Source organism: Streptomyces sp. CG4 (assembly GCF_041080655.1).
Lineage (GTDB): Bacteria > Actinomycetota > Actinomycetes > Streptomycetales > Streptomycetaceae > Streptomyces.
In genome coordinates this window covers 628,302-644,984 of record NZ_CP163525.1, presented here as the reverse complement: position 1 = coordinate 644,984, position 16,683 = coordinate 628,302, and the positions used below count along the sequence as shown (strand labels likewise).

The 16,683-nt window shown below is 72.5% G+C and carries 13 protein-coding genes and 3 pseudogenes; 9 read left to right on the top strand and 7 right to left on the bottom strand.

Annotated features, from left to right (window positions below; all coding sequences use genetic code 11):
* Positions 1 to 85 precede the first annotated feature (85 nt).
* The 5 genes and pseudogenes from AB5L52_RS02975 to AB5L52_RS02955 all read left to right on the top strand — a co-directional run.
* A pseudogene (locus tag AB5L52_RS02975) lies at positions 86 to 1,195 on the top strand (abortive phage infection protein); the annotation flags it as partial.
* A gap of 626 nt (positions 1,196 to 1,821) precedes the next feature.
* Entirely contained in the window at positions 1,822 to 2,067 is a 246-nt protein-coding gene (locus tag AB5L52_RS02970) for a hypothetical protein (protein ID WP_351034799.1), read from the top strand.
* A gap of 70 nt (positions 2,068 to 2,137) precedes the next feature.
* Positions 2,138 to 2,575 carry a Fur family transcriptional regulator gene (locus AB5L52_RS02965; protein WP_351034801.1) on the top strand — a complete coding sequence of 146 codons (438 nt, stop codon included), beginning with the start codon at positions 2,138 to 2,140 and terminating at the stop codon, positions 2,573 to 2,575.
* 37 nt (positions 2,576 to 2,612) lie between these two features.
* Positions 2,613 to 4,823 carry a catalase/peroxidase HPI gene (gene katG, locus AB5L52_RS02960; protein WP_351034803.1) on the top strand — a complete coding sequence of 737 codons (2,211 nt, stop codon included), beginning with the start codon at positions 2,613 to 2,615 and terminating at the stop codon, positions 4,821 to 4,823.
* A 241-nt stretch (positions 4,824 to 5,064) separates the two neighbouring features.
* The gene (locus AB5L52_RS02955) at positions 5,065 to 5,769 is read left to right on the top strand and encodes a DUF4232 domain-containing protein (protein WP_369362527.1); all 705 of its coding nucleotides are present in this window, start codon (positions 5,065 to 5,067) and stop codon (positions 5,767 to 5,769) included.
* A gap of 277 nt (positions 5,770 to 6,046) precedes the next feature.
* On the opposite strand, the pseudogene AB5L52_RS02950 reads toward AB5L52_RS02955, so the two are convergent.
* From AB5L52_RS02950 to AB5L52_RS02940, 3 genes and pseudogenes are all read right to left on the bottom strand, one after another.
* Positions 6,047 to 6,369: pseudogene (locus AB5L52_RS02950) on the bottom strand (heme-binding protein); the annotation flags it as partial.
* Positions 6,370 to 6,450: 81 nt separating this feature from the next.
* Positions 6,451 to 7,386, bottom strand: a complete 936-nt coding sequence (locus AB5L52_RS02945) for a serine hydrolase (RefSeq protein WP_369362526.1) — start codon at positions 7,384 to 7,386, stop codon at positions 6,451 to 6,453.
* Positions 7,383 to 8,375, bottom strand: a complete 993-nt coding sequence (locus AB5L52_RS02940) for a LysR family transcriptional regulator (protein WP_369362524.1) — start codon at positions 8,373 to 8,375, stop codon at positions 7,383 to 7,385. Before AB5L52_RS02940 ends, AB5L52_RS02945 begins: the two co-directional genes overlap by 4 nt.
* A 133-nt stretch (positions 8,376 to 8,508) precedes the next feature.
* Between AB5L52_RS02940 and bla the strand changes: the two genes are divergently transcribed.
* Positions 8,509 to 9,438, top strand: coding sequence for a class A beta-lactamase (gene bla / locus AB5L52_RS02935; RefSeq protein ID WP_369362523.1), 930 nt, complete (start codon positions 8,509 to 8,511; stop codon positions 9,436 to 9,438).
* A 4-nt stretch (positions 9,439 to 9,442) separates the two neighbouring features.
* Positions 9,443 to 10,132, top strand: a pseudogene (locus tag AB5L52_RS02930) (right-handed parallel beta-helix repeat-containing protein); the annotation flags it as partial.
* A gap of 74 nt (positions 10,133 to 10,206) precedes the next feature.
* Here the strand turns inward: AB5L52_RS02930 and AB5L52_RS02925 are convergent.
* Positions 10,207 to 11,394: an FAD-dependent oxidoreductase gene (locus tag AB5L52_RS02925; RefSeq protein WP_369362522.1), complete on the bottom strand. Its 1,188-nt coding sequence runs from the start codon at positions 11,392 to 11,394 to the stop codon at positions 10,207 to 10,209.
* A gap of 473 nt (positions 11,395 to 11,867) precedes the next feature.
* Positions 11,868 to 12,257, bottom strand: coding sequence for a VOC family protein (locus AB5L52_RS02920; protein ID WP_351033864.1), 390 nt, complete (start codon positions 12,255 to 12,257; stop codon positions 11,868 to 11,870).
* Between the two features lie 583 nt (positions 12,258 to 12,840).
* On the opposite strand from AB5L52_RS02920, the gene AB5L52_RS02915 reads away from it, so the two are divergent.
* Both AB5L52_RS02915 and AB5L52_RS02910 read left to right on the top strand, forming a co-directional pair.
* Positions 12,841 to 13,368, top strand: a complete 528-nt coding sequence (locus AB5L52_RS02915; protein ID WP_351033867.1) for a DinB family protein — start codon at positions 12,841 to 12,843, stop codon at positions 13,366 to 13,368.
* 119 nt (positions 13,369 to 13,487) lie between these two features.
* Positions 13,488 to 13,679, top strand: coding sequence for a hypothetical protein (locus AB5L52_RS02910; RefSeq protein ID WP_351033869.1), 192 nt, complete (start codon positions 13,488 to 13,490; stop codon positions 13,677 to 13,679).
* Between the two features lie 7 nt (positions 13,680 to 13,686).
* Here the strand turns inward: AB5L52_RS02910 and AB5L52_RS02905 are convergent, their stop codons facing one another.
* Positions 13,687 to 15,093, bottom strand: a complete 1,407-nt coding sequence (locus AB5L52_RS02905) for a N,N-dimethylformamidase beta subunit family domain-containing protein (RefSeq protein WP_369368797.1) — start codon at positions 15,091 to 15,093, stop codon at positions 13,687 to 13,689.
* A 340-nt stretch (positions 15,094 to 15,433) separates the two neighbouring features.
* Positions 15,434 to 16,447, bottom strand: a complete 1,014-nt coding sequence (locus AB5L52_RS02900; RefSeq protein ID WP_369362521.1) for a hypothetical protein — start codon at positions 16,445 to 16,447, stop codon at positions 15,434 to 15,436.
* Positions 16,448 to 16,683 lie beyond the last annotated feature (236 nt).

The following is a 16,683-nucleotide window of genomic DNA, read 5'->3' as shown; positions in this document are numbered from 1 at the left end:
CGGCGCCGGATCCGCACCCTTCGGCCCTGCGCGCTAGACCGTCGGCGGACGGCGCCTGTGGGGTCAGGCGCGGCAGGGTGACCGTATGCAGAGGACCAAGGGGATCAAACGTGTGCAGTTCGTTGCCGGTATGGCGTCCGCGGGGCTGGCCGCGACCGTGCTGCCGGCGGGCCGGGCCCGCGCCGCGCAGGGCGGCTCGGGGCAGCTTCGTGGCGCGCACGGCGGACTGCGCCACCACGGGGTCGTGTACACCGTGGGCGCGGGGGAGACACCGGGTACGGCTTTCAGCGTGGCCCGGATGCGCAAGGACATCCGGGCCATCCGCGACGAACTGCACGCCGACACCGTCGATGTGACGGGTGACGGCGTGGAACGGCTCAGGGCCACCGCCGCCGAGGCGGCCGAACAGGGGCTGCGGGTCTGGCTCCAGCCGACTCTCGGCGACGCGCCCGAACGGGACATCCTGGAACACCTCACCGAGACCGGCCGGTTCGCGGAGCGGCTGCGCAGGCACGGCGCGGCCGTGGACCTCAGTGTGGGCTGCGAGTTCTGGCTGTTCGTCCCCGGCATCGTCCCGGGCGCCGACGTCTTCGAACGGATCCGGAACCTGCTCGACGGCACCGTGGACCCCGTCGCGATGCAGCGCCGCCTGGACCGCTTCACGGCGAAGGCGGCGGCGGTCGGCCGGTCCGTCTTCCACGGCCCGCTGAGCTACGCCGCCGCGCAGGACGACAAGGTCGACTGGCGCCTCTTCGACATCATGGGCATCGACTACTACTCGTACTTCCCCCACAAGGCCGACTACATAAGGGAGTTGAGCCGCTATCGGCGGTGGGGCAAGCCGCTGGCCATCACCGAGTTCGGCACCTGCGCGTACGTCGGGGCGCCCAGGACCGCCGGGATGGGCTGGGACATCGTCGACCGCGGCAAGACGCCCCCGGAGATCAGGGGCGACCTGGTGCGCAGCGAGCGCACCCAGGCGACGTATCTCATGCGACTCCTCGACGCCTTCTCCGCGACGGACCTGTACGCGGCGATGGCCTTCGAGTTCGTGACCCCCGACGCCCCGCACCGCCCGGGCGACCCGCGCCACGACCTCGACATGGCGAGCTACGCCATCACCAAGACCCTCAAGGACCGCCCGGACGACCCCGCCTCCGGCTGGCACTGGGAACCGAAGGAGGCCTTCCACGCCCGCCCACCGCTACCGGTCCGCCCAAGCCGCCCGCCACCACGCCCGCTGACCAGGCACCCCTGCCGGCCACGACCTTCCCCGCCACGGCCGCCGCGCCACCGTGATGATCTCCGGGCCGGCCGCCCTGCCGTCGGCGCACTCGATGTCGCAGCGCCGCAGCGCGCGGGCCATGGCGGCGGGGTCTGGGCCGAGCCCCACGAGGCGCCCGGCATGCCGGTGCTCGCGCGCCCAGTACGACAGCGTCGATGCCGCAGCCGACGTTCAGGACCGAACCCGCGGCCATCAGCGGCCCGGCACAGAACGCGGCGCCGGGCGAGGGCTCGGGATCCCATGGGGTTCAGCAGGTCGTACAGGGCGACGGCGGCGGCGACGGCGTCCGAGCGCATCGCGCCGTTGCTGTACCTCGCGCCAGTTTCCCCGGGTCCGTGACCGCGGCCCAGCCGAGGACGGCCTCCTCGCCTCCACCCGCGCACGGAACGGGGGCCGGGTTTCCGGTCGGGACGAAGGCCGGAAACCTGGGCCGTCGTCCCGGCGGCCGGACGTGCGCCGCGCCCCGGCTCACCCGTTCGGAGGACCGTCCGGCTTGCCGCACCTCCGTCGCCGATCCGGGGCCGGATGATGCGGGCATGTCCCCGACCCACCCGCTGCCCTACCGCCCGGCCTGCCTCCTGCCCCACCCGCCCACCGACTCGCCGCCCCGCCCCGCGACCGCCGCCGGGACCGGCCGCCGTACCGCCCGCGCCCGTGCGCGCCACGACCGGCACGGCCGTCCGGAGGCGGACCCGTACACGCGGCGGATCCACGCGAGGGCATATGTGAATGCAAACCCCCGGGAGGGTGTGGCGGCGGGCGCCGAGGTGGACGGAGGGTGACGGGGCGCAACCAAAATTGCATCGTTCGTTTTCTTGAATCCCTCGTGTTTATGAGGGTAGGTTCTGCCTCATGAGCGCCTCCCCGACCCCGACCACCGCCGAGGAGCTCCGCGGTGCCGGCCTGCGCGTGACGGCGGCCCGTGTCGCGCTGCTGGAGACCGTCCGGGACGGCGACCACCTCGGCGTCGAGGCGATCGCCTCCGGGGTCCGTGCCCGCGTGGGCCACATCTCCCTGCAAGCCGTCTACGAGGCCCTGCACGCCCTCACCGCCGCGGGCCTGGTCCGCCGGATCGAGCCGGCCGGACACCCGGCCCGGTTCGAGGGGCGCGTGGGGGACAACCACCACCACATCGTGTGCCGGTCGTGCGGTGCCGTCGTCGACGTCGACTGCGCCGTCGGCGACGCGCCCTGTCTGACCGCCTCCGACGACCGCGGCTTCGCCATCGAGGAAGCCGAGGTCGTCTACTGGGGCACGTGCCCCGACTGTTCCACCGGCCGCAGCTCCTGAGCACGCACCGAGTTCCGCACAGTTCGGAAGGAATGCCATGACTGAGAACAACGACGCCAACGTCGCAGACGCGAAGGCGGAGGGCGGCTGCCCCGTCGCCCATGGCCGCGCCGCGCACCCGACCCAGGGCGGTGGCAACCGCCAGTGGTGGCCGGAGCGGCTCAACCTGAAGATCCTTGCCAAGAACCCGGCCGTGGCCAACCCGCTCGGCGAGGACTTCGACTACCGCGAGGCTTTCAATTCCCTGGACCTCGCCGCGGTGAAGCGTGACATCGCCGAGGTGCTCACCACCTCGAAGGACTGGTGGCCCGCCGACTTCGGCAACTACGGCCCGCTCATGATCCGTATGGCTTGGCACAGCGCCGGTACGTACCGCATCAGCGACGGCCGCGGCGGCGCCGGCGGCGGTCAGCAGCGTTTCGCCCCGCTCAACAGCTGGCCGGACAACGCGAGCCTGGACAAGGCCCGTCGGCTGCTCTGGCCGGTCAAGAAAAAGTACGGCAAGAACATCTCCTGGGCCGACCTGATGATCCTCACGGGGAATGTGGCGCTGGAGACGATGGGCTTCAAGACCTTCGGCTTCGCCGGCGGGCGAGTCGACGAGTGGGAGCCCGACGAGGACGTCTACTGGGGCCCCGAGACCACCTGGCTGGACGACCAGCGCTACACCGGTGACCGCGAGCTGGAGAACCCGCTCGCCGCGGTCCAGATGGGCCTCATCTACGTCAACCCGGAGGGCCCGAACGGCAACCCGGACCCGATCGCCGCGGCCCGCGACATCCGTGAGACCTTCCGCCGCATGGCGATGAACGACGAGGAGACCGTCGCCCTCATCGCCGGTGGTCACACCTTCGGCAAGACCCACGGTGCCGGCCCGGCGGACAACGTCGGCGCCGACCCCGAGGCCGCCCCGCTGGAGCAGATGGGCCTCGGCTGGAAGAGCACCCACGGCACCGGCGTCGGCAAGGACGCCATCACCAGTGGCCTGGAGGTCATCTGGACCGCCACGCCGACGCAGTGGGGCAACGGCTTCTTCAAGAACCTCTTCGAGTACGAGTACGAGCTGACCGAGAGCCCGGCCGGCGCGAAGCAGTGGGTGGCCAAGGACGCCGCGGAGATCATCCCGGACGCCTTCGACGCCGAGAAGAAGCACCGCCCGCGGATGCTCACCACCGACCTCTCGCTGCGCTACGACCCGATCTACGAGCCGATTGCCCGGCGGTTCTACGAGAACCCGCAGGAGTTCGCGGACGCCTTCGCCCGCGCCTGGTACAAGCTGACGCACCGCGACATGGGCCCGGTCGTCCGCTACCTCGGCCCGGAGGTGCCGAGCGAGGAGCTGCTGTGGCAGGACCCGCTGCCGCAGCGCACCGGCGAGCCGATCGACGCCGCGGACGTCGCCTCCCTCAAGGAGGAGATCCTCGGCACGGGCCTCACCGTCTCGCAGCTGGTCTCCGCCGCCTGGGCCGCGGCCTCGTCCTTCCGCGGCAGCGACAAGCGCGGCGGCGCCAACGGCGGCCGTATCCGCCTGGAGCCGCAGCGGAACTGGGAGGTCAACAACCCGGACGAGCTGGCCCAGGTCCTGCGCGCCCTGGAGGGCATCCAGGAGTCCTTCAACGCCAAGGGCGGCAAGCAGGTCTCGCTGGCCGACCTCGTGGTGCTCGCGGGCTCCGCGGCCGTCGAGAAGGCCGCCAAGGACGGCGGCGTCCAGGTCGAGGTGCCGTTCACGGCGGGCCGTGTCGACGCCTCGCAGGAGCAGACGGACGTCGAGTCGTTCGCCGCGCTGGAGCCGGTCGCCGACGGCTTCCGGAACTACGTCGGCAAGGGCAACCGACTGCCGGCCGAGTTCCTGCTGGTGGACAAGGCGAACCTGCTCAGGCTGAGCGCGCCCGAGATGACCGTCCTCGTCGGTGGTCTGCGCGTCCTCGGCGCCAACCACAACGGCTCCAAGCACGGTGTCCTCACCGACCGGCCGGGCGTGCTGACGAACGACTTCTTCGTCAACCTGCTCGACCTGGACACGGAGTGGAAGTCGACGTCCTCCGCGCAGGACGAGTTCGAGGCCCGTGACGCCTCCGGCGCGGTCAAGTGGACCGGTACCCGGGCCGACCTGGTCTTCGGCGCGAACTCCGAGCTGCGTGTCGTCGCCGAGGTGTACGCCAGCGACGACGCGAAGGAGAAGTTCGTGAAGGACTTCGTCGCCGCGTGGGTCAAGGTCATGAACGCGGACCGGTTCGACCTCGTCTGATCACCGCTTCGAGGGCGTCCGGGCCGACCCGCACAGGTCGGCCCGGACGCCCTTGTCGTTCTTGGCGTCGTTCTTGTCGTCGCGAGCGGAGGCAGGGGTTCCCCTCACAGAATCGTCACAGGTGATCCACAACCGTCACAGCCGAGCCACAGGGGAAACCCGGAGTCTCCCGGCTCTGTCTCCGTCCGTGAGCGCCGGCACGGAGCCGGTCGAACCAGGTACACCGGAATCGGGGGACCCCATGCAGCACCGCAACACCATCCGCCTCGCCGCGTCGGCGACGGCCGTGATCGCCGCCACGCTGTCGCTGACGGCATGCACGCCGGGCGACGACGGGGCGGCCAAGACCTCCTCCCCGGCCCCGGCCACCCCCGCCGGCACCGCCCCCGCCACCACGAGCCCCACGCACGCGGCTCCGTCGGCCTCGAGATCCTCCGGCGGCGGCACGTCGAGCGCTCAAGGCGCCCCGGCCTCTCCCGCCTCCGGCACCGCGGCCGGTACGACGCCGACGTGCTCGGTGTCGGCCGTGACGGCGACGGCCTACCAGGCGGCCGTCCGTCCCGACGGCACCGGCACGGGCGCGGCGATCGTCGAGTTCACCAACGCCTCCGGACACGCGTGCGTCCTGCGGGGCCACCCGTCGGTGGCCGGAGCGGGCAACGGTTCCCCCGAGCACAACAGCCCGCTGAAGGTGACCCCCACGGGCATCGCGTCGGCCGTGCCCCTCAGGCCGGGCGGCAAGGCATGGGTGAAGCTGACCTTCCACCAGGTCCAGGGCGAGGCCGACGGATACTGCGTGTCCGGTGCCAAGCCTTCCGTCTACCCGACGCTCGTGGTCGGACTGCCCGGCTCGGGGCATCACCAAGTCGCCCTCTCGGACGGTGAGTTCGCCGAATGCGACAACACCGTCGCCGCGACCGCGGTCCTGGCGGCGAAGCCTTCCTGACCGGCACTCGACCAGCGGGCGGCCCCGACGAAGACGGCGGCCGGGGCCGCCCGCTCCACCCGTGCGATCCGGTCGGGCGTCGGCGGGTCGCCGTCCGACCGGATCGTGGCCCGGCACAGGGTGTCCACCCTTCGTGATCCGGCCGACGCCGCGGGTGTCCCAGGGCCCGCGCGGTTCCGTCGCCCGGAACGCCGCCGGCCTGCCGCGGGGTCGCGCGCCTGCGGCCGTGCGGGGCGCGGAGGGGAGGCGGGTAGGTGACACGGTGGGTCCTGGCAGGTCAGCGGCCGAGGGCGGGCGCGCCCGCCTGCGCGTACCGCTCGTCCAGGTCGCCGGACGGAGCGCCCACGACACCGATGCCCGCGACCGGCGCACCCGGGGCGCTCACCGGCGCGCCGCCCGCGAGGAACATCGTGTCCGGGATGTCCTTCAGGGCCGGCGCCTGCTCCAGCCGCTCGGCCGGCGCCGAGGCGGGCGCATTCCAGGACATGGCGGTGAACGCCTTGCGCTCGGCGGACTCGTACGACTGTGAGCCCGCCCGACACCGCGCAGGGTCACCAGTGTGTTGCCGTTGCGGCCGCCGACGGCCGCGGAGACCTGCCGCCGCGTGGGCGCGAACAGCCACCGCGCACCCGCAGCCGCCCGACGGCGACAAGCCCAGCGGCGCTGCCGCGAACGGCTCCGTCACCGACGCAGCATCTCGAACGCCTCCCGCCCCGCCGCCCCGATCGCAAGGTCGACATCCGGCGCGAGCCCCGCGCAGCGGTCAGCCCGGGTCAGCGCAGCCATCGCCACCCGATCCCCGGACTCCGCCTCGACCACCCCGATCTCGTGCCGCAGCTGCAGAAACGTACCCGTCTTGCCGCTCCACCGCAGCGTGTCCGCCCGCAGCTCGCTCGCCAGCCGGTGCGTGAAGACCTGCAGGCCCATCAGCCGGCGCAGTTCCGCCGTCGCCGAGGGGGCGGAGACCTCGTCGCACCACACCCGCCGCAGCAGCTCGACGAGGGTCACGGCCGAGCCGACGTTGGCGTACGCCGGGTCCAGCGTCTGGATGGTGTGACGGCCCGCCCGCTCGTCCCGGAGGGCCAGTTCCAGCGCGAGCGAGAAGTCGTTGCCGGCGGCACCGGCGGCGCACTCGTACATGTGGTTCATCCGGTGCCGCATCCGGATGTCCCCGCAGCCCCAGGCGCGCAGCCGCTCGTCCACGTCCGCCACCGGCACCAGATCGAGCAGGGTGTCCGCCGCGGCGTTGTCGCTCACCGACAGCATCAGCAGCAGCAGATCACCGACGGCCACGGTGGCCGGGTGGCGGAACGCCGCGAGCCCGGTGGGGCCGACGCTGCTCCTCGCCGGGTCGACCGGCACCGGGGTCGCCGGGTCGAGGTCCCCGGCCGCGATCCGGTCCAGTACGACGAGGGCGAACGGCACCTTCACCACCGACGCCAGCGGCATCAACTCCCCGATGTCGAAGCTGAGTTGCTCGCCCGTGTCGAGGTTCCGGGCGAGGAACGAGCCGCGTACGCCGAGGGCCGCCCAGTCGGTGGCGATCGCTTCGGCGACGTCGCGGAGAGCGCCGTCGTCCCCGACGTACACCGGATGCTGCCCAGGTGCCGCGCTCATCCGCGGGCCGCCAGCCGCGCCGGTACGTCCTCGGCGCCTGTCCCGGTGCCCGGCGGACCAGGCTCGCGGGCGGCTCCCACGGCCGCCGCCAGCAGCGGGACCAGCCAGTCCGGCACGTCCGCCGCACCGGTCCGGTCCGGGGCGGCGCCCACCTCGTACCCCCGGTGCAGTGACCGGTCGCCCAGCGGCGCCCACCGTGCCCCGTGCTGCCGGGCGAACGGTTCGGCGCACAGCAGCAGGGCTCGCCCGGCCAGCGTCTCGGCGAGCGCGGTGGCCGCGGGACCGGCCGGCCGGAACCGGCCCGGAGGCAGTCCGGCCCGGGCCACGGCACGCTCCAGCCGGTCCTGGTGAGCCGGTACCTGATCCTCCGGCAGGGTCAACACCGGTAGCGGGGCGGCCGGTTCGGCTCTCCGGCCACGGCGGGGCCGTAGGTCCTCCAGCTGGATGGCGCGCCGGGCGCCGCCGAACGCCGGGACTCGCTCGCCATCCGTTGCCTCCGGCTCCGGAGCGGACGCCAGCCCCAGCGGCACCCGGTACGCGCCCCGCTCCGGAGGAACCCGCACCAGAGCGTAGGCGAGCGAGCCGTCGGCCAGCCCGGAAACCCTTTCCCGGGGCGGCAGTTCACACATGCCGAGGGTGATGCCGCGCTCGGCGCCGGCGCGGATCGCGCGCGCCAGCGCTGCCGGGGCGCAGTGCGCGGGCACCCCTACGCCCCGAAGCCGCGCCCGCCCGGCCGCACCGGCGACCTGCCGCAGCCGCTGCGCCCGGTCCAGCACGTCCCGCGCGTACGGCAGCAGGAGCACTCCCAGCTCCGTCGTCGTGATCTGCCGCCGCGAACGGTCGAACAACGGGCCGCCGAAGTGCTCCTCCAGCGTCTTGATGCGGCGGCTGAGCAGCGGCTGCGCGATGCCGAGCCGGTCAGCCGCCCGGGAGAAGCTCGCCTCGTCGGCCGTGGCGACGTACGCCTCCAGGTGTGCCAGGAGATCCATCCAGCACTCATATCAATAATGCATGGGATGTTCAAACTTCACTCTTGGACATGAACGCACAGCTGGTGCTTCGCTGTCCGCGTTGAAGATCCAGGACGCCGGCGGACGGCGGACGACCGGAAGGACCGCGCCCATGACCAGCCCCCACCACCCCACCCCCATGGCCCGGCGCCGCCTGTTCAAGGCGGGCCTCGCCGTCACCACCGCGGCCGTCGCGGCCGGTGCGGTCTCCGCGCCCGCCGCGTCGGCGGCCCTGGGCGGCGAACGGCGCGGTACCGAGGCGGAGTTGACCGAGCTGGAGCGGCGGCACGGAGCGCGGCTCGGCGTGTACGCGCGCAATGTCCGCACCGGGCGCACCGTGTCCCACCGGGCGGGGGAGCGGTTCGCGATGTGCTCGACGTTCAAGGCGTTCGCCGCGGCGGCGGTCCTGCGCGACCACGGCGACTGCGCACCGCTCGACGCGGTGATCCACTATCCGCCGCACGACCTCCTGCCCCACTCGCCGCGCACCGCGGAGCACGTGGACACCGGCATGACGGTGGCGGACCTGTGCGCGGCGGCCATCCAGTACAGCGACAACGCGGCGGGCAATCTGCTGCTGCGTCAGATCGGCGGCCCGGCCGGACTCACCCGCTTCTTCCGCTCGCTCGGCGACCGGGAGAGCCGGCTCGAGCGGTGGGAGCCGGAACTGAACACCGCGATCCCCGGCGACCTGCGCGACACCACGACTCCCGAGGCCCTCGGCCGCGGCTTCGAGCGGCTGACCCTGGGCCGGGCGCTCACCCGCGCCGACCGGGCCCGGCTCGTCACCTGGCTGAAGGGCAACACCACCAGCGCCGCACGGTTCGGCGTCGGACTGCCGCGCGACTGGGTGCTGGCGGACAAGACCGGCACCGGTGACTACGGGACCGCCAACGACGTCGGCGTGGCCTGGACGCCCCGGGGAACTCCGGTGCTGCTGACCGTGCTGTCGACCAAGGCCGCCCAGGATGCGGCAGCGGACGACGCGCTCGTCGCGGAGGCGGCACGCCTCGTGGCCGGCATCGTCGCACCGGGGGAGTGACCGTCTGCAGCTCGGCCGGATCGCCTCCGGCACGCCGAGCGGCCAGTGGCCGTCGAACAACCTGATCGTCAGCTCGGAGTCGCACGACAACAGGGACTCCACCGGCGACAACGCCGACGGTTTCGCCTCGAAGCTCGCCACCGGAACCGGGAACGTCTTCCGCTACGACGTCTCCCACAACAACATCGACGACGGCTGGGACCTCTACACCAAGGCCGACACGGGCGCGATCGGCCCGGTGACCATCGAGTACTCCCGGTCGTACGGCAACGGCACGCTCACCGACGGCACCCAGAACCTCAACGGCGACCGCAACGGCTACAAGCTCGGCGGCGACGACATCGCGGTCAACCATGTGCTGCGGCACGGCAGCGCGTACAAGAACGGCCACCACGGGTTCACCTACAACGGCAACCCCGGCACGATGACCGTCTCCAACAATGTGAGCGTCGACAGCACCGAGCTCAACTTTGCCTTCGACAAGGGCACTTCGGTGCTCCGCGGCAACACCTCGTGCCGCTTCGCCGTCAGCGGCTCGAACGACAAGACGTCCGGGGACGCCGACAGCTCCAACCAGTTCTACGGCGGTGCGAACGGCTCCCGCTGCTCCGCCTACTCCGGGGCGCTCGGCTGGTCCTTCGCCTCGGACGGGCATCTCGTGGTGACGTTCGGCGGCAAGGTCGTGACGCCGTAAGGCGGTACGGCCGGACACAGGAGGCCCGACGGGCGGGACGTCGCGCACGAAGGCGTCCCGCCCGAAGCCGTTCTTCAGGACACCGGCAAGGGGTTCTGGCCCAGCATGCGCCGTCCGTTGTCCGCGGAGAGACGCACCGCGTCGAAGCCGTTCACGGTCATCACCGATTCGTACCCGGCGACGATGCCGGCGATCGGCCGGCCGTCGGCCGCCCGCTCCAACGCAGCGGCGAGAAGGCTGGCGTCGTACAGCGCGGTGTTGGCGCCGATTCCGCCCGCGGGACTCATCGCGTGCACCGCGTCCCCGAGCAGCGTGACGGGGGTCGGCCGCCAGGCAGGAACGGGCACGCTGGTCCGCAGGGTCAGCGGGAAGACGGTTTCGGGCCGCCAGTGCTCGATGATCCGGCGGACCCTGGGATGCCACCCCTCGATCAGGCGCAGGGTCACCTCCCTCAGTTCGGCACCGGTCATGGCCCTCAACTCGGCGTCGCCGTAGGGAAGGAGTTCGTGGCGGGAGCCGAAGGAGACGGTCATGTAGTCCGCGGTGTCGGCGAGGGCCGCCGTGGGTGCGAGCCGGTCGGCCGCCTGTCCCGGGGGTTCGGGGAATTCCACCGGGGCGACACCGACGAACTGCTTCCCGGGACCGATGACCGGTGTGAACACGGCGAACATGTCGGCGGGGAACAGGGCCCGCGTGGCCTTCGTGAGCGGGACCTTCCCGTACAGCTGCCGCAGACCGGTGTCCACGACCCGGGCGTGCGGGAGATACTGCCGGCGCACCGGGGAATGCACGCCGTCGGCGGCCACCAACACATCACCGCGTGTCTCGGTCCCGTCGTCGAAGCGGGCGACGACACCGCCGTCGGCGCCGGCACGGTAGCGGGTGAACCGCTTGCCGAACACGACGGCGTCCGCCACGCCGGTCAGCAGGATCTGCCGCAGCGTCAGCCGATCGGCCGCGAGATGGGTGCCGCCGTCTCCTTCCAGCACGGCCAACTGCCGCAACCGGGCGTCGAATACGGGGGTCCGGGGAAGCGGCACTCCGGCCGTGGCCTGGAACAACCGGTACAGCTCGGGCGGCAGCACATCGCGTAGCGCGTCGTCGCCTCGGGTGTCGATGTGGATTCGGTAGCCCTGGTGACGGGACGTCAGGGAAGCGTCCCGTTCGTACACGCGGAAACTGATGCCCCGGCGCCGCAGGCCCTGCGCCAGGCAGAGCCCGCCGAGGCCCGAGCCAATGATGATCACATGTGGGTACGGCATGCCGACTGTTCCTTCCTCGTGCCATGACGGAGAAGGAACACGCAGGTCACACCTGGCGGCCGCAGTCCCTGCGGGGGTACCGGCCACGAGGTGAGGTGTTCAGTGCCGTGAAGCCCGTCCGGACTAACCCATACCGGACTGTGTCTTCGCGTGTCCTCGACGGCCAGGCTACAAGCCGGGGTACGCCAACTTCCAGTAATTTCAGGTGGCTTGACGCTTCGCGAGTGTCTCGTGGACCTTCGGACGCGTCCCGTCCTGCTTCACGACCGGGAGCTTGTCCTCGGCGCGAACGGCCCGACCGGACGGCAGGTCACCGAGCAGGCGACCCGCCGCCGGTCACGAGGGCGTGATCTGCGTGCTCGGCGACCGGCGCGAGCGGCCTCGACTGTGCGGTGCGCCGACCTGCCGGCCCGCCTCGACGCGCGCACCACCGAGTGGACCTCACGCCTCCCGGCAGGTGACGGGCGCGCCGGTTACGACGGCCAGCCGCCGTAGGGGACGGTCAGCAGTTCCATGGCGTGGCCTGCCGGGTCCAGGAAGTACACGCCGCGACCGCCGTCGTTGTGGTTGATCGTGCCGGGCTGCTTCTGGTGCGGGTCCGCCCAGTGCTCCATGCCGCGTTCGACGATCCGCTGGTACGCGGCCTCGAACTCCTCCTCGGAGACCAGGAACGCGTAGTGCTGTGGCGTGATCTGGTCCTCGGGGGCGGTGGCGTAGTCCAGCGTGACTCCGTTGCTGAGGGTGACCGCGACGAACGGGCCCCACTCCTTGGCGGGCTCGAGACCGAGCAGCTCGGTGAAGAAGTCGGCGGACTCGCGGTTGTTCCGGGCGTGGACGATGGTGTGGTTCAACTCGACTGACAAGGAAAGCCTCCTGGTCATGTCCTGGCACCTCCATGCCTCACCCGGCCGGTGACCGACACGCGATGCCACCTTCGATCTTAGCCCGGCGTACCCCGAACGGGTCAGCCGACCCGGTCGTCTTCGGCCACGCGGTATGCCTCCAGCTCCGCGGACTCTCTCACATACGTGCTGGTCAGATCGGTGGAGGGGACAGGATCCGGACATTCGTGTGCTTCGGCGGGGCCTGACCGTGAGGCAACCTCGCTGATCCTTGACCAACCGCTCCGGGTACCTCTCCCTGTGACCGGAAACGGTCTCCCGTGCCGGTCACAGGAACAACAGGGGCGGAAGCCGCTGCCCCCGGACCGACCCGCCGCTGACGCGGGCCGTCGGGCGCGCCGGTGCACCACATGCCCGCCTGCCACGGTCAACACCACCGGAGACTCGGCGAGTTCGTCGGCGGGTGCGGGTGCGGGTGCGGCCGGAACGCCGGTGCCTGACCGTGGCAGTCGGGGTGCTCCGGCGAGCCCCGTCATGGCCATGGCGGACAGCAACTCCCTTAAAGCGGACACTTTCTGGCCTATATCCACCCTACGGTGGAGCCATGGTCACTTCACCGGAGAACCACGCGTCCCTGCCGTCCGACGAGTCCGCCGAACTGCTCCAAGCCCTGGCCGAACAGCGGGAGTTGCTGCTCATCACCGTGCGCGGCCTGACCGACGCCGAGGCAGCCCGCCGGACCACGGTGAGCGAGCTGACGCTGGGCGGCATCGTCAAGCACCTGGCGCGCGGCGAGCGGGTGTGGGCGCAGATCATGGCGAAGGGCGACGGCGAGGTGCCGGAGGGCATGCTCGACCTCGGCCAATACCGCATGGCGGACGGCGACACGCTCGCCGGCCTGCTGAAGGAGTACGCGGCCGGGACCCGCGCGCTCGAAGGCGCCGTCGCGGCTCTGCCCGCTCTGGACCGGATCGTCCCGCTGCCCAGGACCCCCTGGTCCCCGCCCGAGACCGTGTACTGGTCCGCCCGGCGCATCCTGCTGCACCTGATCCGCGAGACGGCCCAGCACGCCGGGCACGCGGACATCATCCGGGAGACGCTGGACGGGGCGAACACCACCGCGCAGCGGTGAACGGCGGTACGAGTTTCCCAGTACCGCCAGTAACATGATCACCTTGGCTCCGGGTGTACCAGTCAGTCAACTAGGCGCTGTCCCAGGACGCGCCCTGCCCGGAGATGTCCCAGATATCCATGAATTCTCTCAACGACGCGTTGGAAAACGCGCGCCTCACCTATGAGCAGCACGTGCGGACGTGCCGTCAGTGCCACGCCGACGGCGCGGCCTGCGCCGTGGCCAAGCATCTCCTGCGGATCTACAACCTGGCCCGCAGGGACCATATGCGCTCGGGAGGACGGCACGCCACGACGGAGCAGCAGGGCTGACCCTGCGTCAGGTCCCGTACACCGCACGCACATTGGCGCGGGGCGGCGGGGCGTGCCGGGCCGCGGGTCCCGTCGCGAACGTACGCAGGAGGTTCTCCGTCGTGCGCGTGACCAAGGCGCGGGTGCGGGCGTCCATGCCGTGGTCGCGTCCCAGCGTGCCCGTCCCGGCCACCAGCCCCTCCACCCAGCGCATGGTGCCGGTCGCGAACACGCCCGCGCCGCCGGAAGTCGTGTAGTACGCCGAGTCGCTGTGGCTGGGCCGCCCGCCGCAGACCAGTGGGGAGTGCGCGATGATCTCCAGCGGTCCCGGGGTGGGGGCGCCGGGGGTGATCCGGTCGTACTCGACGCCGACGAGATGGGCGAAGGCGTCGCCGGAGCGCGCGCCGGTGCCGTCGTACAGCCAGTGATCGGCGGCCCGGACGACATAGGGGGCGTCGACCGGATAGCCCTCGTAGAGCACGCCGGTCAGCGAGGACTCCGGATCCGGGGCGGGCGCCAGACGGTAGTCGGTGGTGACCAGCGCCGGGTGGGAGTCGTAACAGGGGTCGGCGCGGTAGGAGCTCTTGTAGCAGACCACCGTACGGTCGCCCGCGGCCTCCCCGGCCTCTAGCCGGACCCGGCGGAAGCACGTGTTCGCGCCGAGGAAGGCGATGTTCGTCCCGGCGTCCCGGGCGGCGGTCACATGGGCTCGCTGCTCCGGCGTCCAGTACTCGTCGTGGCCCAGACAGACGACGGCGTGCGCGCCGCGCAGCACCCCGGGATCGCGGTGGACGTCGACGCCGGTGGTGTACGCGAGCGGTATGCCGAGGCGCTCGGCCAGTACCACCAGCGCCCGCTCGTACACCAGGAACTTCTCGGCCCCTGTGCCGTCGTAGGGGCGGTCGAAGCTGACCGCGAGGGAGCGGGTGGCGTAGGCGCCGGACGCGCCGTTGTAGAGGCTGCGGCCGCCCCAGCGGTTGTACGCCTGCCAGGTGGCCGGGGCGTGCAGCAGGACCGTACGGCCGGCGCCCGCGGTGGAGCGGACGATCAGCGGAACGTAGCGCTGGTGTCCGCTGTCCGCCTCCAGCCGCAGCAGATAGGCGCCCTCCGGCCAGCCGGTGGTGTCCACCGGCAGCGTCACCGGCCAGTCGGCGCGCACGGTGCGGGTGGCGGGCAACAGCCGTGGAGCCGGCCGGGCGCGGCCGGGTATGCGCCCGGACGCCCAGATGCGGCGGGCCTGACGCCCGCCGTACCAGCCGATCCGGAACGCGGACACCCGGAACGCCGCGGCGGTGGTGGACACATGCAGCCCGAACTCCTCGCCCGGGGTCACGCTCACCCGGTCCGGGTAGCCGGTCACCGCGTCCGGCGAGCCGGTGGAGGCGAGAAGCCAGTCGGCGGTGCCCGGCGCGTCCTGCTCCGCCTCGGGCCGCAGTCGCCCGTCAGGGGCCGCGGTGGAGTGCGGATGCGGCGGTGCCGCCGTGCAGGCGGCGGCCGTGCCGAGGCCGGCGCCCGCGCACAGGGTGAGGAATCGCCGGCGGCCGAGGCCGCCCGACGGCAGGGTGTCGTGTGCCGGAGCCACTTCACCTCCCGGGGTGTGTCGGCTCCAGCGTCACGACGCCCGCGCAGCCGGCGCAACCCGCGGAGCCGGGTGAAGGCCGTTGAGAGGGCGGCGGCGGAGCCCCTGACCGGGCCACCGGCGGTAGAGCCGAACGGGTGACACGGGCAGGTGCGGGCAGGTGCGGTCGGGTGCCGACGGATGCCATCGGATGCCGTCAGCTGCGGAAGCCGATGTGCACGTGGTCGTGATGGGTGGCGTCGCTGAAGAACTGGCCGGGGCCGCCGCCGGACAGCAGCACGGGACCGCCCACGTTGTACGATCCGGCGGCCGCCGCGTCCCGCATGAACTGCTCGATCAGGCCACGTGAGGTCGCCGGGTCGACGACCGCGTGGCCGTCGATCCGCCACACGTCGAAGGCTCGGCCCCGCGGATGGTCGCTGGGCCGGCTGGTGCCGAAGACGTCCAGCGGATGCCCGGAGCGGACGACGCTGACCTCCAGCCGGTACGTCCGCGCCAGCGCGAGCATCGCCCCGGCCACGCTGGTGTGCACCTGACCACTGCGCAGGTCCGCCACGGCGGCGGGCGGCAGCGTGATCCGGTCGTCGGACAGCACGGTCCGGACGTCCGGCGCCAACGACCGGGCGGCCGGTCCCGGGTCGGCCGGATGCAGCGCGTCAACCGTCCAGCCCGACCCCGCCCCCGACCGCGACAGGCGCACGTCGACCGTCGTCCCGCCCGCGCTCACCGTGCCGCCGCGCCGGGTCCACTGCCGGCACACCACCAGCACACTGGCCGACCGGGACAGGATCCCGCCGTACTGCGCGTCCACGACCTGCAGCGCCGCCGCGTCGGCCGCCGGCAGCAGCGGCCCGGTCTGGTCCACGAGGGCCGTCGGCAGCCCGAGCGCCGCGACCCTCGCCCGTGCCGCCGCCGCACCGCCGTGCCCGGCCGGCCACGCACCGATCGCCTCAACCAACTGCACGGCGCGCAGCTTGGCCGCCGGCTGGACTTCGGCGGACGTCGGCCGCCAGGGCGTGGTGTGCGGGAGGCCGGGGGACGGCGAAGGCGAACCGCTGTGGCTCGGTGCCCCCTGGGTCGGTGCCCCTTGGCGTGGGTGCCCGGCCGGTGCCGTACGACCGGAGCAGCCGGCCGCGCCGAGCGCGACTCCGGCGAGGACGGCCAGCACGGCCCGGCGACCGGGCGGGGGAGCGGTGGGCGTACGAGTCACGGTCGCAGGATCCCGTGGGGTCATGGGGTCCAGTGTCCGCCGGGTGGCGGGGCCGGGCGAGCGCGCACGGCGGACCGACCGGCGGGGTGTGGCCCGCGGGGACGGTTCCGTACTCCGATCGCCACCCTCCGCGAGTCGGCCTTGGAGGGGCTCGGCTGCAACGTCCCTCGTCCCCGGCCTGACGCGACGACACCTGGCCCACCGTGTGAGGAACACCCGCCGTACCGATGCTCGCC